The sequence below is a fragment of the Bradyrhizobium sp. USDA 4353 genome (assembly GCF_054063215.1).
This window is the reverse complement of sequence record NZ_JBSSGB010000001.1, coordinates 5,126,235-5,145,227: the sequence shown is the minus strand read 5'-3', so window position 1 is coordinate 5,145,227 and position 18,993 is coordinate 5,126,235. Positions and strand designations below refer to the sequence as shown.

Sequence of the window (18,993 nt, the reverse complement as noted above, 5' to 3'; positions counted from 1 at the left end):
GCTGCGCTTTGCCCACCCTACAAGTGTTCGATTGGGATGACGGGCATGAGCCCTTCGGCTCACACCATCATCATCACGGGGTTCTCGATCAGCTGCTTGAAGGCGCCGATCAGCTCGGCGCCGAGCGCGCCGTCGATGGCGCGGTGGTCGCACGACAGGGTCACGCTCATCATGCTGGCGATCTCGATCTTGCCGTTGCGCACGACCGGCCGCTCCTCCGAGGTGCCGACCGCGAGGATCGTCGCATGCGGCGGGTTGATCACGGCGGTGAAGTGCGTGATGCCGTACATGCCGAGGTTGGACACCGCGGTGGTGCCGCCCTGATATTCCTCCGGCTTCAGCTTGCGCGAGCGGGCGCGTGCGGCAAAGTCCTTCATCTCGTTCGAGATCGCCGACAGCGTCTTGGTCTCGGCCTTGCGGATGATCGGCGTGATCAGGCCGCCCGGCATCGCGACGGCAACGCCGACGTCGGAATGCTTGTGCTTGACCATGCCGCCTTCGGTCCAGCTGACGTTGCAGTTCGGGATCTTCTGCAGCGCCACCGCCATCGCCTTGATGACAAAGTCGTTCACCGAGAGCTTGTAGAGCGGCTTCTTCTCCTTGTCCTTCGGAGCGGCCGCATTGATCTCCTCGCGCGCGGCGAGCAGCTTGCCGATGTCGCAGTCGATCGTCAGGTAGAAATGCGGGACCGTCTGCGTCGCCGCCGTGAGGCGCTGCGCGATCGTGCGGCGCATGCCGTCATGCGGGATGACCTCGTAAGAGCCCGGCTCGAACAGCGCCAGGATCTGCTTGTCGGACATCGACGGCGCCACGGCCGGCGCGCCTGCGGCAGCGGGAGCAGCCGACGGCGCAGCCTTCAGGCCCTTGCCGGACTTGGCCTCCTCGACGTCGCGCGCGACGACGCGGCCGTGCGGGCCGGTGCCCGTGATGCGGCCGAGATCGATGCCGGCATCCTTGGCAAGGCGCCGCGCCAGCGGTGACGAGAAGATGCGGGCGTGGCCGTTGACCTGGGGTGCCGCTGCAGGAGCTGCGGCCGGAGCGGGAGCCGCCGCCGGCTTTGCCGCGGGCGCGGCAGCAGGCGTCGGCGCGGGAGCAGGCGCTGCCGACGCAGTTGGCTTGGCCTCAGCCTTCGGCGCAGCCGCCGCCGGCGCGCTGCCGGCCGCCTTGACGTCCTCGCCCTCACCGGCAAGCACCGCGATCACGTCGTTGACCGGCACGTCCTGCGTGCCCTCGGGCACCAGGATCTTGGCGAGCGTGCCTTCGTCGACCGCCTCGACTTCCATCGTGGCCTTGTCGGTCTCGATCTCGGCGATGACCTCGCCCGACTTGACCTGGTCGCCTTCCTTCTTGAGCCAACGAGCGAGGTTGCCCTTCTCCATCGTCGGCGACAGCGCGGGCATCAGAATGTTGATCGGCATGATCAGTGACCTTGTTTCGACCTGGGGCTGGTGGTGCCCATATCAGTCGGCCGAGCCAGCTCGGCTTCGAACATCTCGACGATGCGCTGCAGCGCCTCGTCTTCGGAATAATCGCTCTCGCGCGCATAGGCGCGCGCAGCATGACGGGCGACGTCGACCAGGAGCAGCCCCCACACGTCGGGCTCCTCGAAGGCGCGCTGAAACGCGATCGAGAGCCCGCCGTCGAGCACGAAGGCGCGCAACACTTCGGTGGCGTCCTCGCGGCCGACGACGTCGGGCGGCAGCGGCTGCTCCTTTGGTCCGGCCATCTGGGATTTCCTTTTAGCGGTAGCAGACGGACTTGGCGGCCTGCACGACCTCCGCCGCCGACGGCAGCGCGAGCTTCTCGAGGTTCGCGGCATACGGCATCGGCACGTCCTTGCCCGACACGCGGGTGACAGGCGCATCGAGATAGTCGAAGGCGTGCTCCATGATGCGCGCGGCGATCTCGGCGCCGACGCCGCTCTGCGCCCAGCCCTCCTCCACCGTGACCGCGCGGCCGGTCTTCTTGACCGAGGCGATGATGGTGTCGGTGTCCATCGGACGCAAGGTGCGCAGGTCGATCACCTCGGCCTCGATGCCCTCCTTGGCGAGCTCATCGGCGGCCTTCAACGCGTAGGTCATGCCGTTCGACCAGGAGATGATCGTGACGTCCTTGCCGGTGCGGGCGATGCGCGCCTTTCCGATCGGGATGATGTAGTCGTCGAGCTTCGGCACATCGCCGGAGTGACCGTAGAGCACCTCGTTCTCGAGGAAGATCACCGGGTTCGGATCGCGGATCGCGGCCTTCAACAGGCCCTTGGCATCGGCGGCGGAATACGGCGCGACGACCTTGAGGCCCGGGATGTGCGAATACCAGGACGAGTAGTCCTGGCTGTGCTGCGCGGCGACGCGGGCCGCAGCGCCGTTCGGACCGCGGAACACGATCGAGCAGCCCATCTGGCCGCCGGACATGTACAGCGTCTTGGCGGCGGAGTTGATGATCTGGTCGATCGCCTGCATGGCGAAGTTGAAGGTCATGAACTCGACGATCGGCTTCAGGCCGGCCATCGCCGCGCCGACGCCGATGCCGGCAAAGCCGTGCTCGGTGATCGGCGTGTCCATCACGCGGCGGGCGCCGAACTCCTGCAGCAGGCCCTGGGTCACCTTGTAGGCGCCCTGATATTCGGCGACCTCTTCGCCCATGATGAAGACGTCGCCGTCGCGGCGCATCTCCTCGGCCATCGCGTCGCGCAGCGCCTCGCGGATGGTCTGCGTCACCATCTCGGTGCCGGCGGGGACTTCCGGATCGGGCTCGGCGACGCTCTGCGGCGTGGCCACGCCGGTCGGCGCGGGCGAGGCCTGCACGGAGACGCCGGCCTCCGCCGGCGGCGCCGATTGCGCGGCCTTCATCTCGGCGGCGGGCGCCGAGGCCTTGCCGAGATCGGCAGCCGTCTCGCCATCGGCGAGGATGGTCGCGATCGGCGTATTCACCGCGACGTCGGCGGTGCCTTCGGGAATGAGGATCTTGCCGAGCGTGCCCTCGTCGGTGGCCTCGACCTCCATCGTCGCCTTGTCGGTCTCGATCTCGGCGATCACGTCACCCGACTTGATCGCCTCGCCTTCCTTTTTCAGCCATTTGGCGAGGTTGCCCTTCTCCATCGTGGGCGACAGCGCAGGCATCAAAACTTGAATAGGCATATCAGCTCCAGAGAAATCAGCTTGCGCGCGCGATTAGCGATAGACGTCGGTGTAGAGCTCGGCGGGATCCGGCTCGGGATCGGCCTGCGCGAAATCGGCGGCCTCGTTGACGATCTTGCGCACGTCGGCATCGATCGCCTTGAGGTCCTGCTCGCTGACCTTGGCCGCCAGCAGGCGGTTGCGCACCTGCTCGATCGGATCCTGGTCGTGACGGACCTTCTCGACCTCCTCACGCGTGCGATACTTCGCCGGGTCGGACATCGAGTGGCCGCGATAGCGGTAGGTCTGCATTTCCAGAATGTACGGGCCCTTGCCCTCGCGGCACCAGGCGACCGCCTTCTCGGCCGCGGCCTTCACGGCGCGGACATCCATGCCGTCGACCTGCTCGCCCGGAATGTTGAAGGAGAGGCCGCGCTTGGAGAAGTCGGTCTGCGCCGAAGCGCGCGACACCGCCGTGCCCATGGCGTAGCGGTTGTTCTCGATGACGTAGATCACCGGCAGCTTCCAGAGCTCCGCCATGTTGAAGCTCTCATAGACCTGGCCTTGGTTGGCCGCGCCGTCGCCGAAATAGGCGACGCTGACCGAATCATTGCCGCGGTAGCGGTTGGCGAGCGCCAGACCGGTGCCGAGCGAGACCTGCGCGCCGACGATGCCGTGGCCGCCGAAGAAGTTCTTCTCCATGCTGAACATGTGCATGGAGCCGCCCTTGCCCTTGGAGTAGCCGCCGCGGCGCCCCGTGAGCTCGGCCATGACGCCCTTGGCTTCCATGCCGCAGGCCAGCATGTGGCCGTGGTCGCGATAGCCGGTGATGACCTGGTCGCCGTCCTTCAGCGCCATCTGCATGCCGACCACCACGGCCTCCTGGCCGATATAGAGATGGCAGAAGCCGCCGATCGCACCCATGCCATAAAGTTGACCCGCCTTCTCCTCAAAGCGGCGGATCAGCAGCATGTCGCGCAACGCAGCCAGCTCCTGCTCCCTGGTGAATTCCGGCGGCGGGCCGTTGTCTCTGTCCTGCCCTTGTTCCTTTGCGGCGGTTTTCTTCGGTGCGGCCATGGCAATTCCGGATTGCGAGAAAAAGTAGCCCTCTCTAGCTCAAGTCCCGGAGACGTAAAAGGACCGCGTGAACCGCGGTTCACTTTGCTCTTGCCGCAGTGCAACGCACGCGAAATTTTAGACATCGAATGGCGGGATTTTTGAAACGAAGATGGCGAGCGAGCCATTCCTCGGTGGAGCCGGTGTAGGGTCTGCCCACGAAAAGCGCAGAGGCGTCCCCCCTCGGCCAGGACAAGCCCGGCGCTACGAGCCGATATGCGTTTGACCGGGGCTCGCCGAGGCGATCCGGCTGAACGGAGGCGGAAGCAACACCGCGACACTGGCGCTGACGGGCTGCTTGGACGGGCGACCATTTTGGCCGGCCGGCTGCGTAGTCCTACGGAGATAAGTTTATCCGGCTTCAACCATCGGTCCGCACTCTTCTGCTGCGCAGCAATGGCGCTGCGCGCCGCTTGGAATGCAACCATGGTCCTGACGATCCCCCGCCGGTTCGGCGTCCTTGTCACCGTTTCAATCGCGATCTGCATCGCGGCCATCGCCAGTCAGTTGTTGAGCGCCCGCTCTGCGCTTCTGGACGAGCGCAAGACGGCGATCATCGGTCAGGTTCAGTCGGCCGTGTCGATCGTCAAGGCGCTGGCTGCCGAGGCTCAGAAGGGCACGTTGACCGAGGCGGAGGCGCAGAGCCGCGCCAAGGCGACGCTGCGCAACATCCGCTACGGCAAGAACGACTACATCTTCGTCTACAAGCCGGATGGAGAGAATATCGTTCTCGGTCCCCGCCCGGATTGGGAAGGAAAGAACCTCAGCAACGAGAAGGACGCCAATGGACTCTTGTTCGTCCGCGAACTGGTCGCCTCGGGCCTGCGCGACGGCGGTGGCTTCACGGACTACATGTTTGCCCGCGCCGGCAGCAGCATTCCAGTCGCCAAGCTCGGCTATACGCTGAAGGCAGACCCGTGGAATTGGATCGTCGGCACCGGCGTCTATGTCGATGACCTCGACGAGATGTTCTATGCGTCCGTGAAGACCGCACTCGTCTGGGCCGCCGGATTGATCGCGCTGCTCTGCGTGATCGCCCTGACCATCGCGCGCGGCCTCGTCCGTCCGCTACAGGCCATCACCCGAGTAATGACCGAGCTCGCCACCGGCAATCTCGCCGTGCAGGTCCCCGGCGCGGAGCGGCGCGACGAGCTCGGCGAGATGGCGCGGGCGGTCGAGGTGTTCAAGGTCAATGCCGAAGCGCGCCAGCGGCTCGAAGCCGAGCAGAAGGAGCAGGAAGGCCGGCTCGCCGCGCAGCGCAAGGCCGACACCGAACGCCTCGCCAACGAGTTCGAAAGCTCGGTCGGCAGCATCATCGACACCGTCTCCTCGGCGGCATCCGCGCTCGAGACCTCGGCCAAGTCCCTCACCTCGACCGCGGACAGGTCTCAGGGGCTGGCGACCGTGGTCGCCAACGCCTCCGGCGACGCATCGAACAACGTGCAGTCGGTGGCGGCCTCGACCGAGGAGATGTCGTCCTCCGTCAACGAGATCAGCCGGCAGGTGCAGCAATCGGCGGCGATCGCGAACGAAGCGGTTGCACAGGCACGGCGCACCAACGAGCGCGTCGGCGAATTGTCGCAGGCCGCAGCCCGCATCGGCGACGTCGTGGAGCTGATCAACACCATCGCCGGCCAGACCAACCTGCTGGCGCTGAATGCGACGATCGAGGCGGCGCGCGCCGGCGATGCCGGCCGCGGCTTTGCGGTGGTCGCCTCCGAGGTCAAGGCGCTGGCCGAGCAGACCGCCAAGGCGACCGACGAGATCAGCCAGCAGATCGGCGCGATCCAGTCGGCCACGCAGCATTCGGTCACGGCCATCAGGGACATCGGTGACACCATCGGGCGCATGTCCGAGATCGCCTCGACCATCGCGGCGGCCGTCGAGGAACAAGGCGCGGCGACGCAGGAGATCTCGCGCAACATCCAGCAGGCCGCGCAGGGCACGCGCCAAGTCTCGGCCAACATCGCCCAGGTGCAGCGCGAGGCGAGCGAGACCGGATCGGCCTCATCGCAGGTGCTCAATTCCGTGCAGTGCCTGTCGCAGGACAGCCAGCGTCTCAAGCTCGAGGTCAGCCGTTTCCTGGCGTCGGTGCGCGCCGCTTAGCGGAGGGATCTCCGAAAGCCGGCCCGGCAGCGGGCCGGCTGTTCGGCGAGGCCGCTTGGAACGGCTGGTCGCTACGGACGATTGATCCGGATCAGGTCGTGCGGATTGGCATAGCCGAGCTGAAATCGCGCGCGCTCGTCGAGCATGTCGGGATCGACCCGGTCGGAGCGCAGCAGCGACACCCGCTTCTCGCCCTCGGCCCGCTCCTGCTTCAGCCGCATCAGCTCGGAGGTCAGCGAGATGATCTCCTGGTCGAGCTCCTGCCGGGCATTGAGGCCATAGCGGCCGGTATAGGCGTTGATGCCGAAATAGCCGATGATGGCCGCCGCCATCGTGTAGAGGGCGAGCCCGGTGAGAAAGGATTTCAGGCGTGCGCGGGAGACCATGGCCGGGAGAATGCTGCGCGCCGGTTAAGGAAACGCTAACCCTGCGCGTCCCACGCCACGCTCACGTCCGGTAGGCCGGCTCCTCTGCATCCAGCATCCGCTTGATCGCCTCCAGATGCAGCCGGGCTGATTCCCCGTCGCCCTCACGCATCTGGCGAGCGGCCGCCGCGGCGATCTCGGGGGCGACCGGCATCACCTTGCGGCCGGTCGACAGCGCCAGGCACTGCACCTCGCAGGCGCGCTCGAGGTAATAGAGATCGTCCCAGGCCTCGGCGATGGTCGGGGCCAGCACCATCACGCCGTGATGCTTCATGAAGACGATGTCGGCGTCACCGATCGCCGCCGCGATGCGGTCGCCCTCGCGGTTGTCGAGCGCCAGCCCGTTGTAGTTCTCGTCGACCGCGGTGCGGCCGTAGAACTTCAGCGCGGTCTGGCCGGCGAAGATCAGCGGCGGCCCCTCGGTCATCGACAGCGCCGTGGCGTAGGGCATGTGGGTGTGGAACGCGACCTTGGCCCGCGGCAAGGCCTTGTGGATGCGGGCGTGGATGTAGAAGGCGGTCGCTTCGGGCTGGCCGTCGCCGGAGACGACATGGCCGTCGAGGTCGCATACCAGCAGCTTCGAGGCGGTCAGTTCGCGGAAAGCATAGCCATAGGGATTGACGATGAAGAGGTCGTCATAGCCGGGCACGAGCGCCGAGAAGTGGTTGCAGATGCCCTCCTCCAGCCCGTGCCGTGCAGCCATCCGGAAGCAGGCGGCGAGATCCACCCGCGCCTGCCAGACCGCCTCGCTGTCGAATGTCGGCTGGTTCGGTCCCGGCTTCGAGGAGCTGGCGGGCGTGAAGGAATGGGCCATGGCATGTCCTCGAGGTCGCGCATCGTTGCGCAGGTCACCGACCACGCCTTGAAAACGGATCGGGCAAGGCGCGTCAACGCCCTGCCCGTTATACCCGTTATGCCCTGGGCATACCCTTTTATGCCCTGGGCGACCGCACCATTCAGTCGCCGACAGATGAGCGTGACGTCAGCCGTTCTGCTTGGCCACGAACGCCACGAACGCCTCGAGATATTGCTGCAGCACGGTCTTCAGCGAGTCCTTGACCAGCTCACCCTTGTCGTCGAACGCATCGCCGACGCCGTTCAGATAGATCTCCGGCTGGCCCATCACCGGACCCGAGATGCCCGGCATGATATTCTGCAGATGCTTCGCGGCTGCGATGCCGCCGAGCGGGCCTGGCGAGTTGGAGATCAGGCCGACCGGCTTGCCGAGGAACGAGCTCTGGCCATAGGGGCGCGAGGCGATGTCGATCGCGTTCTTCAGCACGCCGGGAATCGAGCGGTTGTACTCCGGCGTCAGGATCAGCACGCCGTTCGAGGCCTTGAGCTTGTCGCGGAACGCGAGCCACTCGGCCGGCGGATTGGCTTCGACATCCTGGTTGAAGAACGACAGGCCTTCGGGCGTGACCACCTCGATCTTGAGGCTTGAGGGCGCGAGCTTGGCCATCGCCTTGGCGATCTTGAGCGTGAAGCTCTCCTTGCGGAGGCTGCCGACGAGCGCGACGATGGAATACGGGGCGGGCATGGGATAGATCCTTTGCAAGGGAACAGATGGCTGGCAGTTAGACCGCTCCGCCATGAACATGCAAGTGCATGAAAATGGCGCGATGCGAAACTCAGCGTTTCAGCGCGGGACACGCCCGAACGTTCCCGCGCCTCGTCCCGTGCAGTGAGATCAACGCGCCGCCTTGATGCAGCGGGTGAATTCGGCCACCGCCTGATGCGTCAGCCAGATCGCCTGGCCGTCGACCGGCTGCGCCCAGCTCGAGACCTTTGCGATCACGATTGCGTTGGCGGCATCGACGAACAGGTTCTGGCCGTGGATGCCCATCGCGAACATCAGCTGCGGCTGATCGTTGATGACGTACCAGCCGCTGCGATAATGCATGTTGCGGCTGATCGCGGCAAAGCTGTCGCGCCACTGCCCGTCCCGCCAAGCCTGGACATCCCCATTCTGCCTGATGTCATCGAGCCAGGCTTGCGGGATGATCGCATGCGAGCCGCGGCGGCCGCCCGACAGCACGAGCTGGCCCAGCCGGGCGACATCGCGCAAGGTGGCACAGAAGCCGCCGGTGCATCGCGGCGCGCCCTTGCGATCCACCGTAATGAACGCCTCGCCGCTCGCTCCCATCGGTTGCCACAGCAGGGTGCTGACCAGGCTCGCGAAGCTGCGGCCGGTGGCCCGCTCGATCGCCCAGCCCAGGAGATCGGTGTTCGACGAGACATAGCTGAAGGCGCCGCCATGAGGCTGGGCCTGCGCCCGCATCGTCGCGAAGAAGTCGTGCAGGTTCGGCGTCGTGCCCGAGGCCACCGGCTCCCAGCCGGCGGCGTCGGCATAGGCCTGGAGACCCGCGGCATCGAACACGATGCCGGCGCGCATGTCGGTGAGCTGACGGATCGTCGCGCCGCGATAGGCCGTGCCTGCGACCTCCGGCACGTAGCGCGTCACCTCGGCATCGATGTCGATCTCGCCGCGGTCGGCGAGGATGCCGAGCATCAGGCCGGTGATCGACTTGGTCGCCGACATCAGGATGTGCGGCGTGTCGCGATCGTTGCCGCCTTCATAGTGCTCGAAGACGATACGGCCGTCATGCAGGATCAGCAGCCCGTCGGTCGCCGTCGCCTTCATGAAACCATCGAGATCGAGCGTGCCGCCCTTCGGCAGCTTGAGGCGGAAATCCTCGAAGGAAACAGGGCTCGCCGGCAGCGGCCAGGCACTGCCCGGCGCGCTCGCGATATCCGCGACCGGGAGGATGGAACGGACGTTGTGAAACGCCCAGCGGCTGTACGGCGCGGTGCGCCAGTTGGAGAGGTCTGGGGTGGCGGGAGACGGATCGGTCGGCATGCGAGGCCCTGCGGACTGCGAAGCGTCCGACATAGGCGGTCATGGCGACGGGGGAAAGCCCGAAATACCGCATATGCAAAAACGAACAGGCCGCCCGGAGGCGGCCTGTTGCACGAACGCTCTCGCTGATCAGAGCACCGGATTCCACGGCGCCGGGATCAGCCGGTACTTCGCGCCGTCCTTCTCGACATAGCCGACCGACGGGAACGAGAAGTGGAAGCCGATCACCCTCGCCTTTTCGGCGGCGACCATGTCGTAGAACTTGTGCCGCGTCTCCTGGGCCTGCGCCGCGTCGGTGTCGAACATCACGTGCCAGTCCGGGTTGCGCAGGAACAGCTCCGGCACGTTGGTGACGTCGGACTGGATGAACACCTTGGCGTTGCCCGAGGCGACCGCGAACGAGGTGTGGCCCGGCGTGTGACCAGGCGTCGCCAGCGCGGTGATCCCGGGCGCGACCTCCTTGTCCCACTCGTACTGGGTCACCTTGTTCTCCAGCCCGCCGAACACCTTCTTGAAGTTGGCGAAGTTGCCCTTCATCAGCTCGGACTGCGCCTTGGCGGCGTTCTCGTCGCTGTTCCAGAACGCCCACTCCACTGAGGGCACCTTGAGCTCGGCGTTCGGGAACGCCAGCGAGCCGTCGGCGAGCTTCAGGCCGTTGATGTGGTCGCCATGCATGTGCGAGAGCACGACGACATCGATAGCCTTCGGATCGATGCCGGCGGCGGCGAGGTTCTGCTGCAGGCGGCCGACGGCGCCCTTGCTGGCCTCGAAGGCAGCAGCGCCATTGCCGGTGTCGATCAGGATCAGCTTGGAGCCGGTGTTGATCAGCTGCGGATTGAAGGGGATGGTGATCATGCCCTTCGGCATGTAGGCGCTCTCGGCCGCCGCGAGCGCCTCGTCCTTCGGCGTGTTGACGACGAACTTGTCGGGCATCGGGAAGGTGCGCGCGCCGTCATTGATCGAGGTGCACTCGTAGTCGCCGACCTTGTAGCGATAGAAGCCTGGCGCCTGGGCGGCGGCCGGGGCCGCAGCCGCGCGGGCGTCGTTAACGGCGAGCGACGGCAACGTGCCGGCGGCACCCGCGAGCGCGGCACCGGCCAGGAATCGACGGCGATCCAATTGTGTCATGAGAAGTCTCTCCTCAGAGGTGTCAGCGGCCCACACCGCCCCAGACCAAGACGGCGCGGATTGTCTTCGGCCGCAGGCCAAAGGCAAGCCCGTCCGCAACGTCCGAGGCGCGGCGTTAGGTCACTTATCTTTGTTGGGGTCGATGAGGAATTTTTCGCCGGTGGCCCGTTTGGCGTACACGGCGAGGTTGGCCGGATCGAGCGCCTCGGTCAGCGAGACCGTCTTGGTGTAGTGGCTGGCGAAGGTGGTCTTGAGCTCGTCGACGACGCGCTGGCGCAACCGCTCGGAATCCGTCTTGCCGATCTTCATCAGGAACGGAAACAGCAGCCAGCCACCGACGCTCCAGGTCATGCCGAAGCCGCGCGTGATCTCGGTCGGGCGTGTATCGAGGCTGCCGTAGATGTAGACCTGCTTGTGCACGGCCGAGCCGTAGCGGCTGTAAGGATACTTCCCCGATTTGTTGATCGCCGCTTCCATCGCATTGAGGATCTGGCCCGCGAGCTTGCCGCCGCCGATCGCATCGAACGCGATGGTCGCGCCGGTCTCGACCAACGCGGTGGTCAGCTCGTCCATGAAGGTGGGCGACGTGGAGTCGACGACATATTTCGCGCCGATGCCGCGCAGCAGCTCGGCCTGCGCCTGGCTGCGCACGATGTTGACCAGCGGGATGCCGTCCTTGAGGCAGATCTTGTTCAGCATCTGCCCGAGATTGGAGGCGGCCGCGGTGTGCACCAGGGCGGTATGGCCCTCGCGCTTCATCGTCTCGGTCATGCCGAGCGAGGTCAGCGGATTGACGAAGCAGGACGCGCCCTCCTCCGGCGTCGTGCCGTCCGGCAGCGGCAGGCACTCGGAAACCCTGAGGCAGCGATACTGGCTGTACATCGCGCCGCCGATCGCAGCCACCGTGCGGCCCATCAGCGCCTTGGCGGCGTCCGACGAGCCGGTCCTCACGACGACGCCGGCGCCCTCATTGCCGATCGGCAAGGACTCGTCGAGCCGCCCGGCCATCGCTCGCATGCCGGCCTCCGGCACCTTCGCCGTGATGACGGGGCGCTCCTTGGTCCCTGACGCCCTGACGGTCGAGAGGTCGGCCGCACCGACGAGCAGGCCGAGATCGGACGGATTGATCGGCGCCGCCTCGATGCGCACCACGACCTCGTCCGGCCCCGGCTCAGGGGTCGGCACGTCGACCAGCGACAATTCGAGCTCACCGCTGCGCTTGATCAATGTCCGCAGTTGCAGGCCGGTCTCGCCACTCATCTGTGCCTCCCTTTCTTTCTCTGTTACAGAACGATCCGTTTTGTTGGTCGAAGAGCCAACCGCGGTCTCCGTTCACCTCTCCCGAAGGGAGAGGTCGGATTGCATCGCCAGATGCAATCCGGGTGAGGGGTGACAATTGATCTGGCAGCCCCTCACCCGGCGCTTCGCGCCGACCTCTCCCCGGCGGGGAGAGGTGAGCTGACATCACGGCAGGCGTTTCGATTCAACAAGAACACATGGCGCTCTAGCTCAGGCTCAGGCCAGCGCCTTCAGCGCCGCGCGGCCGGCATACTTCGCCTGCGAATCCAGCTCCTGCTCGATGCGCAGCAGCTGGTTGTACTTGGCGGTGCGATCGGCGCGCGCCAGCGAGCCGGTCTTGATCTGCCCGCAATTGGTGGCGACCGCGAGATCGGCGATGGTGGAGTCCTCGGTCTCGCCGGAGCGGTGCGACATCACGGCGGTGTAGCCGGCCTTGTAGGCCATCTCGACCGCGGCGAGCGTCTCGGTCAGCGTGCCGATCTGGTTGACCTTGATCAGGATCGAGTTGGCGCGGCCGTTGCGGATGCCGTCTTCGAGACGGTTCACATTGGTGACGAACAAATCGTCGCCGACCAGCTGGCACTTGGATCCGATCAGGTCGGTCAGCTCCTTCCAGCCGTCCATGTCGTCCTCGGACATACCGTCCTCGATCGAGCAGATCGGGTAGCGCGCGACGAGGTCGGCGAGATACTTGGCCTGCTCCGAGCGCGAGCGGGACTTGTTCTCGCCCTCATAGACATACTTGCCGTCCTTGAAGAACTCGGTCGCGGCGCAGTCCAGCGCCAGCATCACGTCCTCGCCGGCAGTGTAGCCGGCCTTGCCGATCGCGGCCATGACGAAGTCGAGCGCCGCGTCCGCCGACGGCAGGTTCGGCGCGAAGCCGCCTTCGTCACCGACATTGGTGTTGTGGCCGGCCTTCTTCAGCTCGCCCTTCAACGTGTGGAAGATCTCCGAGCCGCAGCGCAGCGCCTCCGCAAAGGTCGGCGCGCCCACCGGCATGATCATGAATTCCTGGAAGTCGATCGGGTTGTCGGCGTGGACGCCGCCATTGACGATGTTCATCATCGGCACCGGCAGCGTGCGCGCCGAGGTGCCGCCGACGTAACGATACAGCGGCATGTCGTAGGAGATCGCCGCCGCCTTGGCGCAGGCGAGCGAGACGCCGAGGATGGCGTTGGCGCCGATCCGGCTCTTGTTCTCCGTGCCGTCGAGCTCGATCAGGATCTGGTCGATCTGGACCTGGTCCTGCACCGACATGTCGGCCAGCGCCTCATAGATCTCGTCGTTGACCGCTTCGACCGCCTTCTGGACGCCCTTGCCGAGATAGCGGTGCTTGTCACCGTCGCGCAGCTCGACCGCCTCATGCGCGCCGGTCGAGGCGCCGGAGGGAACCGCGGCGCGGCCGACCGAGCCGTCCTCCAGTACGACGTCGACCTCGACCGTGGGATTGCCGCGGCTGTCCAGGATTTCGCGGCCGATGATGTCGACGATGGCGGTCATGGGGTCCTCGTGAGACGTTTCTGGGTGGGCTTTGCTGCGCCGCTTCTACCGCAAGGTCACGGGGGCGAAAAGGGCAAGTGGGCCAGAAGTCGGTCAGAACTCGCGCCGAAATCACGAACCGGATGACGCCCGGCCGGCGATTGGCTAAAGGGGCGCCAATTGCGACGGATGACACGACAAGGCCAAAAACACATGGCGAAAAAATCCACCCCATCCCTGACGTCGACCGGCCTTCAGCTCGGCCGCGAGGTGGCGGCTCCCGACAGTCCGGAGGCGGCCAGGCTCGACCGCGTCCCCAACCCACAGAAGGACACCGATTATCTGGCGCGCTTCACCGTGCCGGAGTTCACCTCGCTGTGCCCGGTGACGGGACAACCGGACTTCGCCCATCTCGTGATCGATTACGCCCCCGGCCCCTGGCTGGTGGAATCCAAGTCACTCAAGCTCTACCTCGCGAGCTTCCGCAACCACGGCGCCTTCCACGAGGACTGCACCGTGGCCATCGGCAAGCGCCTGGCGTCAGAGATCAAGCCGAAATGGCTGCGCATCGGCGGCTACTGGTACCCCCGCGGCGGCATCCCGATCGACGTGTTCTGGCAGACGGGAAAGCTGCCGAAGGGCCTGTGGGTGCCGGACCAGGGCGTGGCGCCGTATCGCGGGCGGGGGTGAGCGAGCGGTCGCTCCGCCAAGTCTCAATAAGCGACAAAGCCGTCGAACTTCGCCTTGTAGAGCGCCGGGCACAGCACCTCGAACGTGTTGATGATCTCGGGCGTCCGGCAGGCGCTGCAATTGCCGACGATCTTTTCGTTGCGATGGTCCTTCCAGTCGGTCCGGATCGACTTCTTGTTGCCTTCGCCGTTCGGCTCGGGCTCGCCGGTGCCGACCAGCGAGTAGTTGCCGAACTCGGTGTAGACCGTGTTCTTCGAGCACAGCGCCCGCCGCTTGGACGGCTTGCCGTCATTGCGGTCCATGACCTGCTTGGCGCAGCGCGCCACTTCCGCCGGCTTGATGTCGTCAGGCGGCGGCTCGCGCAGGCACCTCTCGATCGCGTCGTCGAGCTCGATCCGGAACGTGACCTCCGCTTTGTCGCTGTACGGATCGGAGAGGGTCAGAATGGTCGCATCCCCCCGGTGCGAGCTGAGCAGGATCTTGGCCGGCGCGCCGGCGGCGCTACGCGGACCTTCGGACCTGCCTTCGGATCCGGCCGTCGGCTGCGCCAGCGCCTGATGGAAACTCCCCGCCAAGATCGCGACAACCAACAACCAACGCCAGGACTGCTTCACTGCTGCTCCCCCTGCTGCGAAGCGACTCTAGCGAGAACAAATTAGAAACGCAAGTCGATATAACCTAAGGTTGTGGTAGCTGCTCGACAGGATGACCATGAACGTACTTAAATCGCGACCGGCCCCGCTGATGGGTGCACCGTCACCTTCACACCATGTCGCTGAGATTGTTGCACCTCCCTTGGGCGTATAGCCCGGCACTGTCAACGTAATCGTCCTGGACATTGCCGGACAACGTGACGGAGATAGTTACGTGGACGCTTCTCAGATTTACAGCGCCGTACCCACCATCAACAATCTGTCCACGATTGTTGCTGTTGCGTTCGTCGTGCCCACCTATTTCGTCGCTGTTCGCCCCCTGACCTACAGGCTGTCATTGTCGGCCGGAATCATCGGCGGCTGCCTGACATTTCTAACCGTCACGATTGGGACGCTCACCTATCCAACGTCGCAAAATGCCAGCGTCCCTTTTATCTTTCTCTGCTTCTCGCCGCTGACCTTCGTGCTGCTGGTCTTGCTTGCGGGGATCAAGCGCATAAACCGCGCTCGACTCTGGAGCACGGTGGTCCTAATTTGCGGCATTGCGAATTGGGCAGGAATATCTCTCCTCGTTCTGGCTTTCACGCCGTAGGCTCAGTGATTTCAGCTGAGCAGTTCTTGCTTGGTCCCAGCCCTGCACCGCACCACGGAACACCTCATTCGGGCCTGCCCCGGTTGCCCTGAGTTGCCCGACGGGCGCGCTCCCGCTCGACGTTCTTGTTTCATGCGACTGGCAAACCGCTGCTCTAGGAAACTAATTTGTACCGCGCATTCAGGCCCATGACCCCGGTCAGACCTCCCGGAGAAAAATTTCTCTTTCGTTTTATCAGAATATGTGATTGACTGCTCTCATCCCGTCTCGATCAGAGGGGCGCTTCGCGGTCGTCACGGACGTTGAGGCGGGATGCGGTGGGTGTGTCGGGTTCGCAGCGTGATCTGTCATGCGGACGAACGGGCCTAATGCGCCGGCGAAGTCGTATGGTCCTGGCCTCCCGACGCTGAGGCTACGCTGGCGGTGATGATCCGCCGGTCACGGGGGCAAGACAGCCCGGTCCCCGGGGAGAGTACGTATAAGCCGCCCAACCATCGCGCGGGGAATGCCGGGATGTCTCGGCTGAACCTGTGGTTCTCGCCGCCTGCATTTTTTTCCGCAGGCGGGCCATGGGGGCGGCCAGCTCCCGGCATTCCCCGTGCCCTCTTCTTAGGAAGAGGGCATGTCCAAAGGCAAAGCTCGGACGCCGATGCGCCGCGAGAAGGTGAGTTCATGTCTCACAGCCGTCATTGCGAGCGAAGCGACGTGTCCGCCATAGCCCGAAGGGCGACGGCGGAAGCAATCCAGGGGCTCGGGTGGGACTCTGGATGGCTTCGCTCGCAATGACGCCGGAGCAAACTTCGAATGCACATGCGCCGCGAGACGGCATCGGGTCGGCCAGCAACGAAAGTGCCCCCGGATCTTGTTTCAGCCCCGCCGGCCCAGCACCGCGGACGACGACCAACTGCGCCGCTCAGATCCGGGCTCGATCGGACGTTCTACGCCGCATCCGCCGGCGGGCGCTGCCGCAGCAGCGCGGCGCAGGCGAAGCCGAGGGCGACCATCAGGGCGCCGGCGATGAACAGGGTCGGCTGCTTGCCGCCATGCACGACGCCGAAGCCGTAGGCGATCGGGCCGACGGTCTGGCCGAGGAAGAAGAAGAACGAGTGCAGCGACATCGCGGTGGCGCGGGCGCCGATCGACAGCTCGCTGGCGAACACCTGCAGGCAGCCATGGATCATGTAGAAGCCCCAGCCCATCATCAGCATGCAGGCGAATTGCAGCTTCCAGGACGGGCCGAACGACAATGCGGCGAGCTGCACGCCGACCAGCGCGGCGCCGACGATCATCATGCCCTTGACGCCGAGCCGCGGCAGGAAGTTCGAGACGGTGGCCGTGTAGAACAGGCCGCCGACCGCGAAGCCCGCGATGACGATGCCGGCGATCGACAGCGAGGTCTCGCCGAGATCGAACAGGAACGAGGCGATGAACGGAAACAGGCCGAACACGCAGCAGCCTTCGACGAACACCGCCGAGTAGCAGAATCGCGTGTTCGGGTTCCTGAAGATGATGCCGTAGCCCTTCTTCAAGGTGGCGAGATCGGTGGTCGCCGCGTGCGTGACCTTGGCGCCGCGGAAGCCGGCGGCGACTGCGAAGGAGGCGATCAGCCCGAGCGCGCCGAGGATCGCGAGCACGCCGCGCCAGCCAATGAAATCGCCGATGATGCCGGACGCGGTGGCGCCGAGCAGATTGCCGGCCATCGAGCCCGCCAAGGTACGGCCGATCGCGACCTGGCGCTTGTCGGGCGCGACGAGATCGGCGGTCAGCCCCAGCGCCACCGGAAACACGCCGCCGGAGGCGATGCCGGCGAGGATGCGGGTGGCGAACAGCAGCGGAAACGAGGTCGCGAGCGCGCCGAGCACGCTGGCGACGCCGAGCAGCGCGAGACACAGGGTCATCAGCCGCGCCTTGCCGAACAGGTCGGCGGCGGCGCCGATCGCCGGCTGGATCAGCGCGTAGATCAGCGCGTAGCCGGCGGCGATGCCCGCCGCGGTGGCGATGCTGATCGCAAAATCCTCGGCGACGTGCGGCAGCACCGGATCGAGCGCGCGCGTCGACAGCGCCGCCGAGAAACCCGCCAGCGCGATGATGTTGACGGCCGGCGGAAACTTGTTGTCGGACGGCTTGTGGTCAGACGCCTTGGCGACGGGCTGGTGCATCAGGACGCGGCGTCCGCCGCCTGCCCCTTGGCCAGCGCGTCGAACGACATCAACGTCCGCAGCAATCCTTCGAACTGCGCCAGCGGCACCATGTTCGGCCCGTCGGAGGGCGCATGATCGGGATCGGGATGGGTCTCGATGAACACGCCGGCCACGCCGACCGCCACGGCCGCGCGTGCGAGCACGGGGACGAATTCGCGCTGGCCGCCCGACGAGGTGCCCTGCCCGCCCGGCTGCTGCACCGAATGCGTCGCATCGAAGATGACCGGCGCGCCGGTCGTCTTCGCCATGATCGGCAGCGACCGCATGTCCGAGATGAGCGTGTTGTAGCCGAACGAGACGCCGCGCTCGGTCGCCAGCACATTGGGATTGCCGGCGCCGGTGATCTTGGCGACGACGTTCGCCATGTCCCAGGGCGCCAGGAACTGGCCCTTCTTGACGTTGACGACCTTGCCGGTCGCAGCCGCCGCGAGCAGCAGGTCGGTCTGGCGACACATGAAGGCTGGCGTCTGCAGGATGTCGACGGCTTGCGCAACCTCGGCGCACTGGCTGGCGTCGTGAACGTCCGTCAGCACGGGGAGCCCAAGCGACGATCGGATCTCGGCGAAGATCGGCAGCGACTGGGCGAGCCCAAGCCCGCGGGCCGCCGAGCCGCTGGTGCGGTTGGCCTTGTCGAACGAGGTCTTATAGACGAGGCCGATGCCGAGTCGCTCCGCGATCTCCTTCAGCGCCGAGGCAACCTCGAGCGCGTGGCCCCGGCTCTCGAGCTGACAGGGGCCCGCGATCACGGCGAGCGGCAGGTCATTGCCGAAGCGAACCGAGCCGGCGGTCACGATCGGGGCGGCAGTGGTGGCTGTGGTCATGGTCACGATCCCCTCGGGTTGCGCCGGACCATGCCCAGCATGGCCCGTGGGATCAAGGCGCATTCGCCCCCGGGAATGGCAGGGTTGCGGGGACCGGTCATCCCCGCCCCTCGCCCGGGCCTATTTCAGCGCCGAGAACGCCGTCGGCACCAGGAACTGGCTGGTGATGTTGGCGACGATCTGGCCGTCCTCCTCGCTCTTGGCGCGCGCCGCGATCCACTCCGGATTGGTCATGAACGCGGTCCATTTGGTCTCGCGCTCGGCGAGCGACTCCCAGGCGAGGAAATAGGTCAGGTCCTGGTTGGATTCGCCGATCAGGGTGGTGAAGAAGCCCACCGGGCGGATGCCGTGCGTCTCCCACAGCTTCAGCGTCGTGTTTTCGAAGCGCTTCAGCAGCGCCGGCAGCCGGCCGGGAATGCAGCGATAGATGCGGCTCTCATAGATCATGGCAATGGGCCTCCCCTTCCTGATTGTTGCGCGGACGATGCCGTCTTTTGGCAACAATTG

Annotated in this window: 18 protein-coding genes; 3 read left to right on the top strand and 15 right to left on the bottom strand. The window is 65.8% G+C overall.

Annotated features, from left to right (window positions below; translation table 11 throughout):
* Positions 1 to 59: 59 nt before the first annotated feature.
* From ACVILH_RS23195 to pdhA, 4 genes are read right to left on the bottom strand one after another with little or no spacing between them, the layout of a single operon-like run.
* The gene (locus ACVILH_RS23195; protein ID WP_456714953.1) at positions 60 to 1,418 is read right to left on the bottom strand and encodes a pyruvate dehydrogenase complex dihydrolipoamide acetyltransferase; all 1,359 of its coding nucleotides are present in this window, start codon (positions 1,416 to 1,418) and stop codon (positions 60 to 62) included.
* 2 nt (positions 1,419 to 1,420) lie between these two features.
* Positions 1,421 to 1,726, bottom strand: coding sequence for a DUF5076 domain-containing protein (locus ACVILH_RS23190; RefSeq protein WP_008963957.1), 306 nt, complete (start codon positions 1,724 to 1,726; stop codon positions 1,421 to 1,423).
* 13 nt (positions 1,727 to 1,739) lie between these two features.
* Positions 1,740 to 3,137: a pyruvate dehydrogenase complex E1 component subunit beta gene (locus ACVILH_RS23185; protein ID WP_456714952.1), complete on the bottom strand. Its 1,398-nt coding sequence runs from the start codon at positions 3,135 to 3,137 to the stop codon at positions 1,740 to 1,742.
* Positions 3,138 to 3,170: 33 nt separating this feature from the next.
* Positions 3,171 to 4,193, bottom strand: a complete 1,023-nt coding sequence (pdhA, locus tag ACVILH_RS23180; RefSeq protein WP_456714951.1) for a pyruvate dehydrogenase (acetyl-transferring) E1 component subunit alpha — start codon at positions 4,191 to 4,193, stop codon at positions 3,171 to 3,173.
* Between the two features lie 465 nt (positions 4,194 to 4,658).
* Between pdhA and ACVILH_RS23175 the strand changes: the two genes are divergently transcribed.
* Positions 4,659 to 6,338, top strand: a complete 1,680-nt coding sequence (locus tag ACVILH_RS23175) for a methyl-accepting chemotaxis protein (RefSeq protein WP_456714950.1) — start codon at positions 4,659 to 4,661, stop codon at positions 6,336 to 6,338.
* Positions 6,339 to 6,409: 71 nt separating this feature from the next.
* Here the strand turns inward: ACVILH_RS23175 and ACVILH_RS23170 are convergent, their stop codons facing one another.
* From ACVILH_RS23170 to eno, 7 genes are all read right to left on the bottom strand, one after another.
* Positions 6,410 to 6,724 carry an FtsB family cell division protein gene (locus tag ACVILH_RS23170; RefSeq protein ID WP_006614390.1) on the bottom strand — a complete coding sequence of 105 codons (315 nt, stop codon included), beginning with the start codon at positions 6,722 to 6,724 and terminating at the stop codon, positions 6,410 to 6,412.
* 61 nt (positions 6,725 to 6,785) lie between these two features.
* Entirely contained in the window at positions 6,786 to 7,577 is a 792-nt protein-coding gene (locus tag ACVILH_RS23165) for an aldolase (RefSeq protein WP_456714949.1), read from the bottom strand.
* 168 nt (positions 7,578 to 7,745) lie between these two features.
* Positions 7,746 to 8,303 carry an NADPH-dependent FMN reductase gene (locus ACVILH_RS23160; RefSeq protein ID WP_456714948.1) on the bottom strand — a complete coding sequence of 186 codons (558 nt, stop codon included), beginning with the start codon at positions 8,301 to 8,303 and terminating at the stop codon, positions 7,746 to 7,748.
* Between the two features lie 150 nt (positions 8,304 to 8,453).
* Positions 8,454 to 9,623, bottom strand: coding sequence for a serine hydrolase domain-containing protein (locus ACVILH_RS23155; protein WP_456714947.1), 1,170 nt, complete (start codon positions 9,621 to 9,623; stop codon positions 8,454 to 8,456).
* A 129-nt stretch (positions 9,624 to 9,752) separates the two neighbouring features.
* Positions 9,753 to 10,751 carry an MBL fold metallo-hydrolase gene (locus ACVILH_RS23150; RefSeq protein ID WP_456714946.1) on the bottom strand — a complete coding sequence of 333 codons (999 nt, stop codon included), beginning with the start codon at positions 10,749 to 10,751 and terminating at the stop codon, positions 9,753 to 9,755.
* Positions 10,752 to 10,871: 120 nt separating this feature from the next.
* Positions 10,872 to 12,011 carry a zinc-binding dehydrogenase gene (locus ACVILH_RS23145; protein WP_456714945.1) on the bottom strand — a complete coding sequence of 380 codons (1,140 nt, stop codon included), beginning with the start codon at positions 12,009 to 12,011 and terminating at the stop codon, positions 10,872 to 10,874.
* Between the two features lie 255 nt (positions 12,012 to 12,266).
* Positions 12,267 to 13,550, bottom strand: coding sequence for a phosphopyruvate hydratase (gene eno / locus ACVILH_RS23140; RefSeq protein WP_456714944.1), 1,284 nt, complete (start codon positions 13,548 to 13,550; stop codon positions 12,267 to 12,269).
* Between the two features lie 192 nt (positions 13,551 to 13,742).
* On the opposite strand from eno, the gene queF reads away from it, so the two are divergent.
* Entirely contained in the window at positions 13,743 to 14,219 is a 477-nt protein-coding gene (gene queF / locus ACVILH_RS23135) for a preQ(1) synthase (RefSeq protein WP_456714943.1), read from the top strand.
* A 23-nt stretch (positions 14,220 to 14,242) separates the two neighbouring features.
* Here the strand turns inward: queF and ACVILH_RS23130 are convergent, their stop codons facing one another.
* On the bottom strand, positions 14,243 to 14,794 hold the full coding sequence (locus ACVILH_RS23130; RefSeq protein WP_456714942.1) for a hypothetical protein: 552 nt from the start codon (positions 14,792 to 14,794) through the stop codon (positions 14,243 to 14,245).
* Between the two features lie 292 nt (positions 14,795 to 15,086).
* Here ACVILH_RS23130 and ACVILH_RS23125 point away from each other — a divergent pair, with 292 nt between their 5' ends.
* On the top strand, positions 15,087 to 15,464 hold the full coding sequence (locus tag ACVILH_RS23125; protein ID WP_456714941.1) for a hypothetical protein: 378 nt from the start codon (positions 15,087 to 15,089) through the stop codon (positions 15,462 to 15,464).
* 938 nt (positions 15,465 to 16,402) lie between these two features.
* On the opposite strand, the gene ACVILH_RS23120 is transcribed toward ACVILH_RS23125, so the two are convergent.
* From ACVILH_RS23120 to ACVILH_RS23110, 3 genes are all read right to left on the bottom strand, one after another.
* Complete coding sequence (locus tag ACVILH_RS23120) at positions 16,403 to 17,623, bottom strand: MFS transporter (RefSeq protein ID WP_456714940.1); 1,221 nt, start codon at positions 17,621 to 17,623, stop codon at positions 16,403 to 16,405.
* Positions 17,623 to 18,486 carry a 3-deoxy-8-phosphooctulonate synthase gene (gene kdsA, locus ACVILH_RS23115; RefSeq protein ID WP_456714939.1) on the bottom strand — a complete coding sequence of 288 codons (864 nt, stop codon included), beginning with the start codon at positions 18,484 to 18,486 and terminating at the stop codon, positions 17,623 to 17,625. Before kdsA ends, ACVILH_RS23120 begins: the two co-directional genes overlap by 1 nt.
* Positions 18,487 to 18,606: 120 nt before the next feature.
* The gene (locus ACVILH_RS23110) at positions 18,607 to 18,933 is read right to left on the bottom strand and encodes an NIPSNAP family protein (RefSeq protein ID WP_006611072.1); all 327 of its coding nucleotides are present in this window, start codon (positions 18,931 to 18,933) and stop codon (positions 18,607 to 18,609) included.
* Between the last annotated feature and the right edge of the window lie 60 nt (positions 18,934 to 18,993).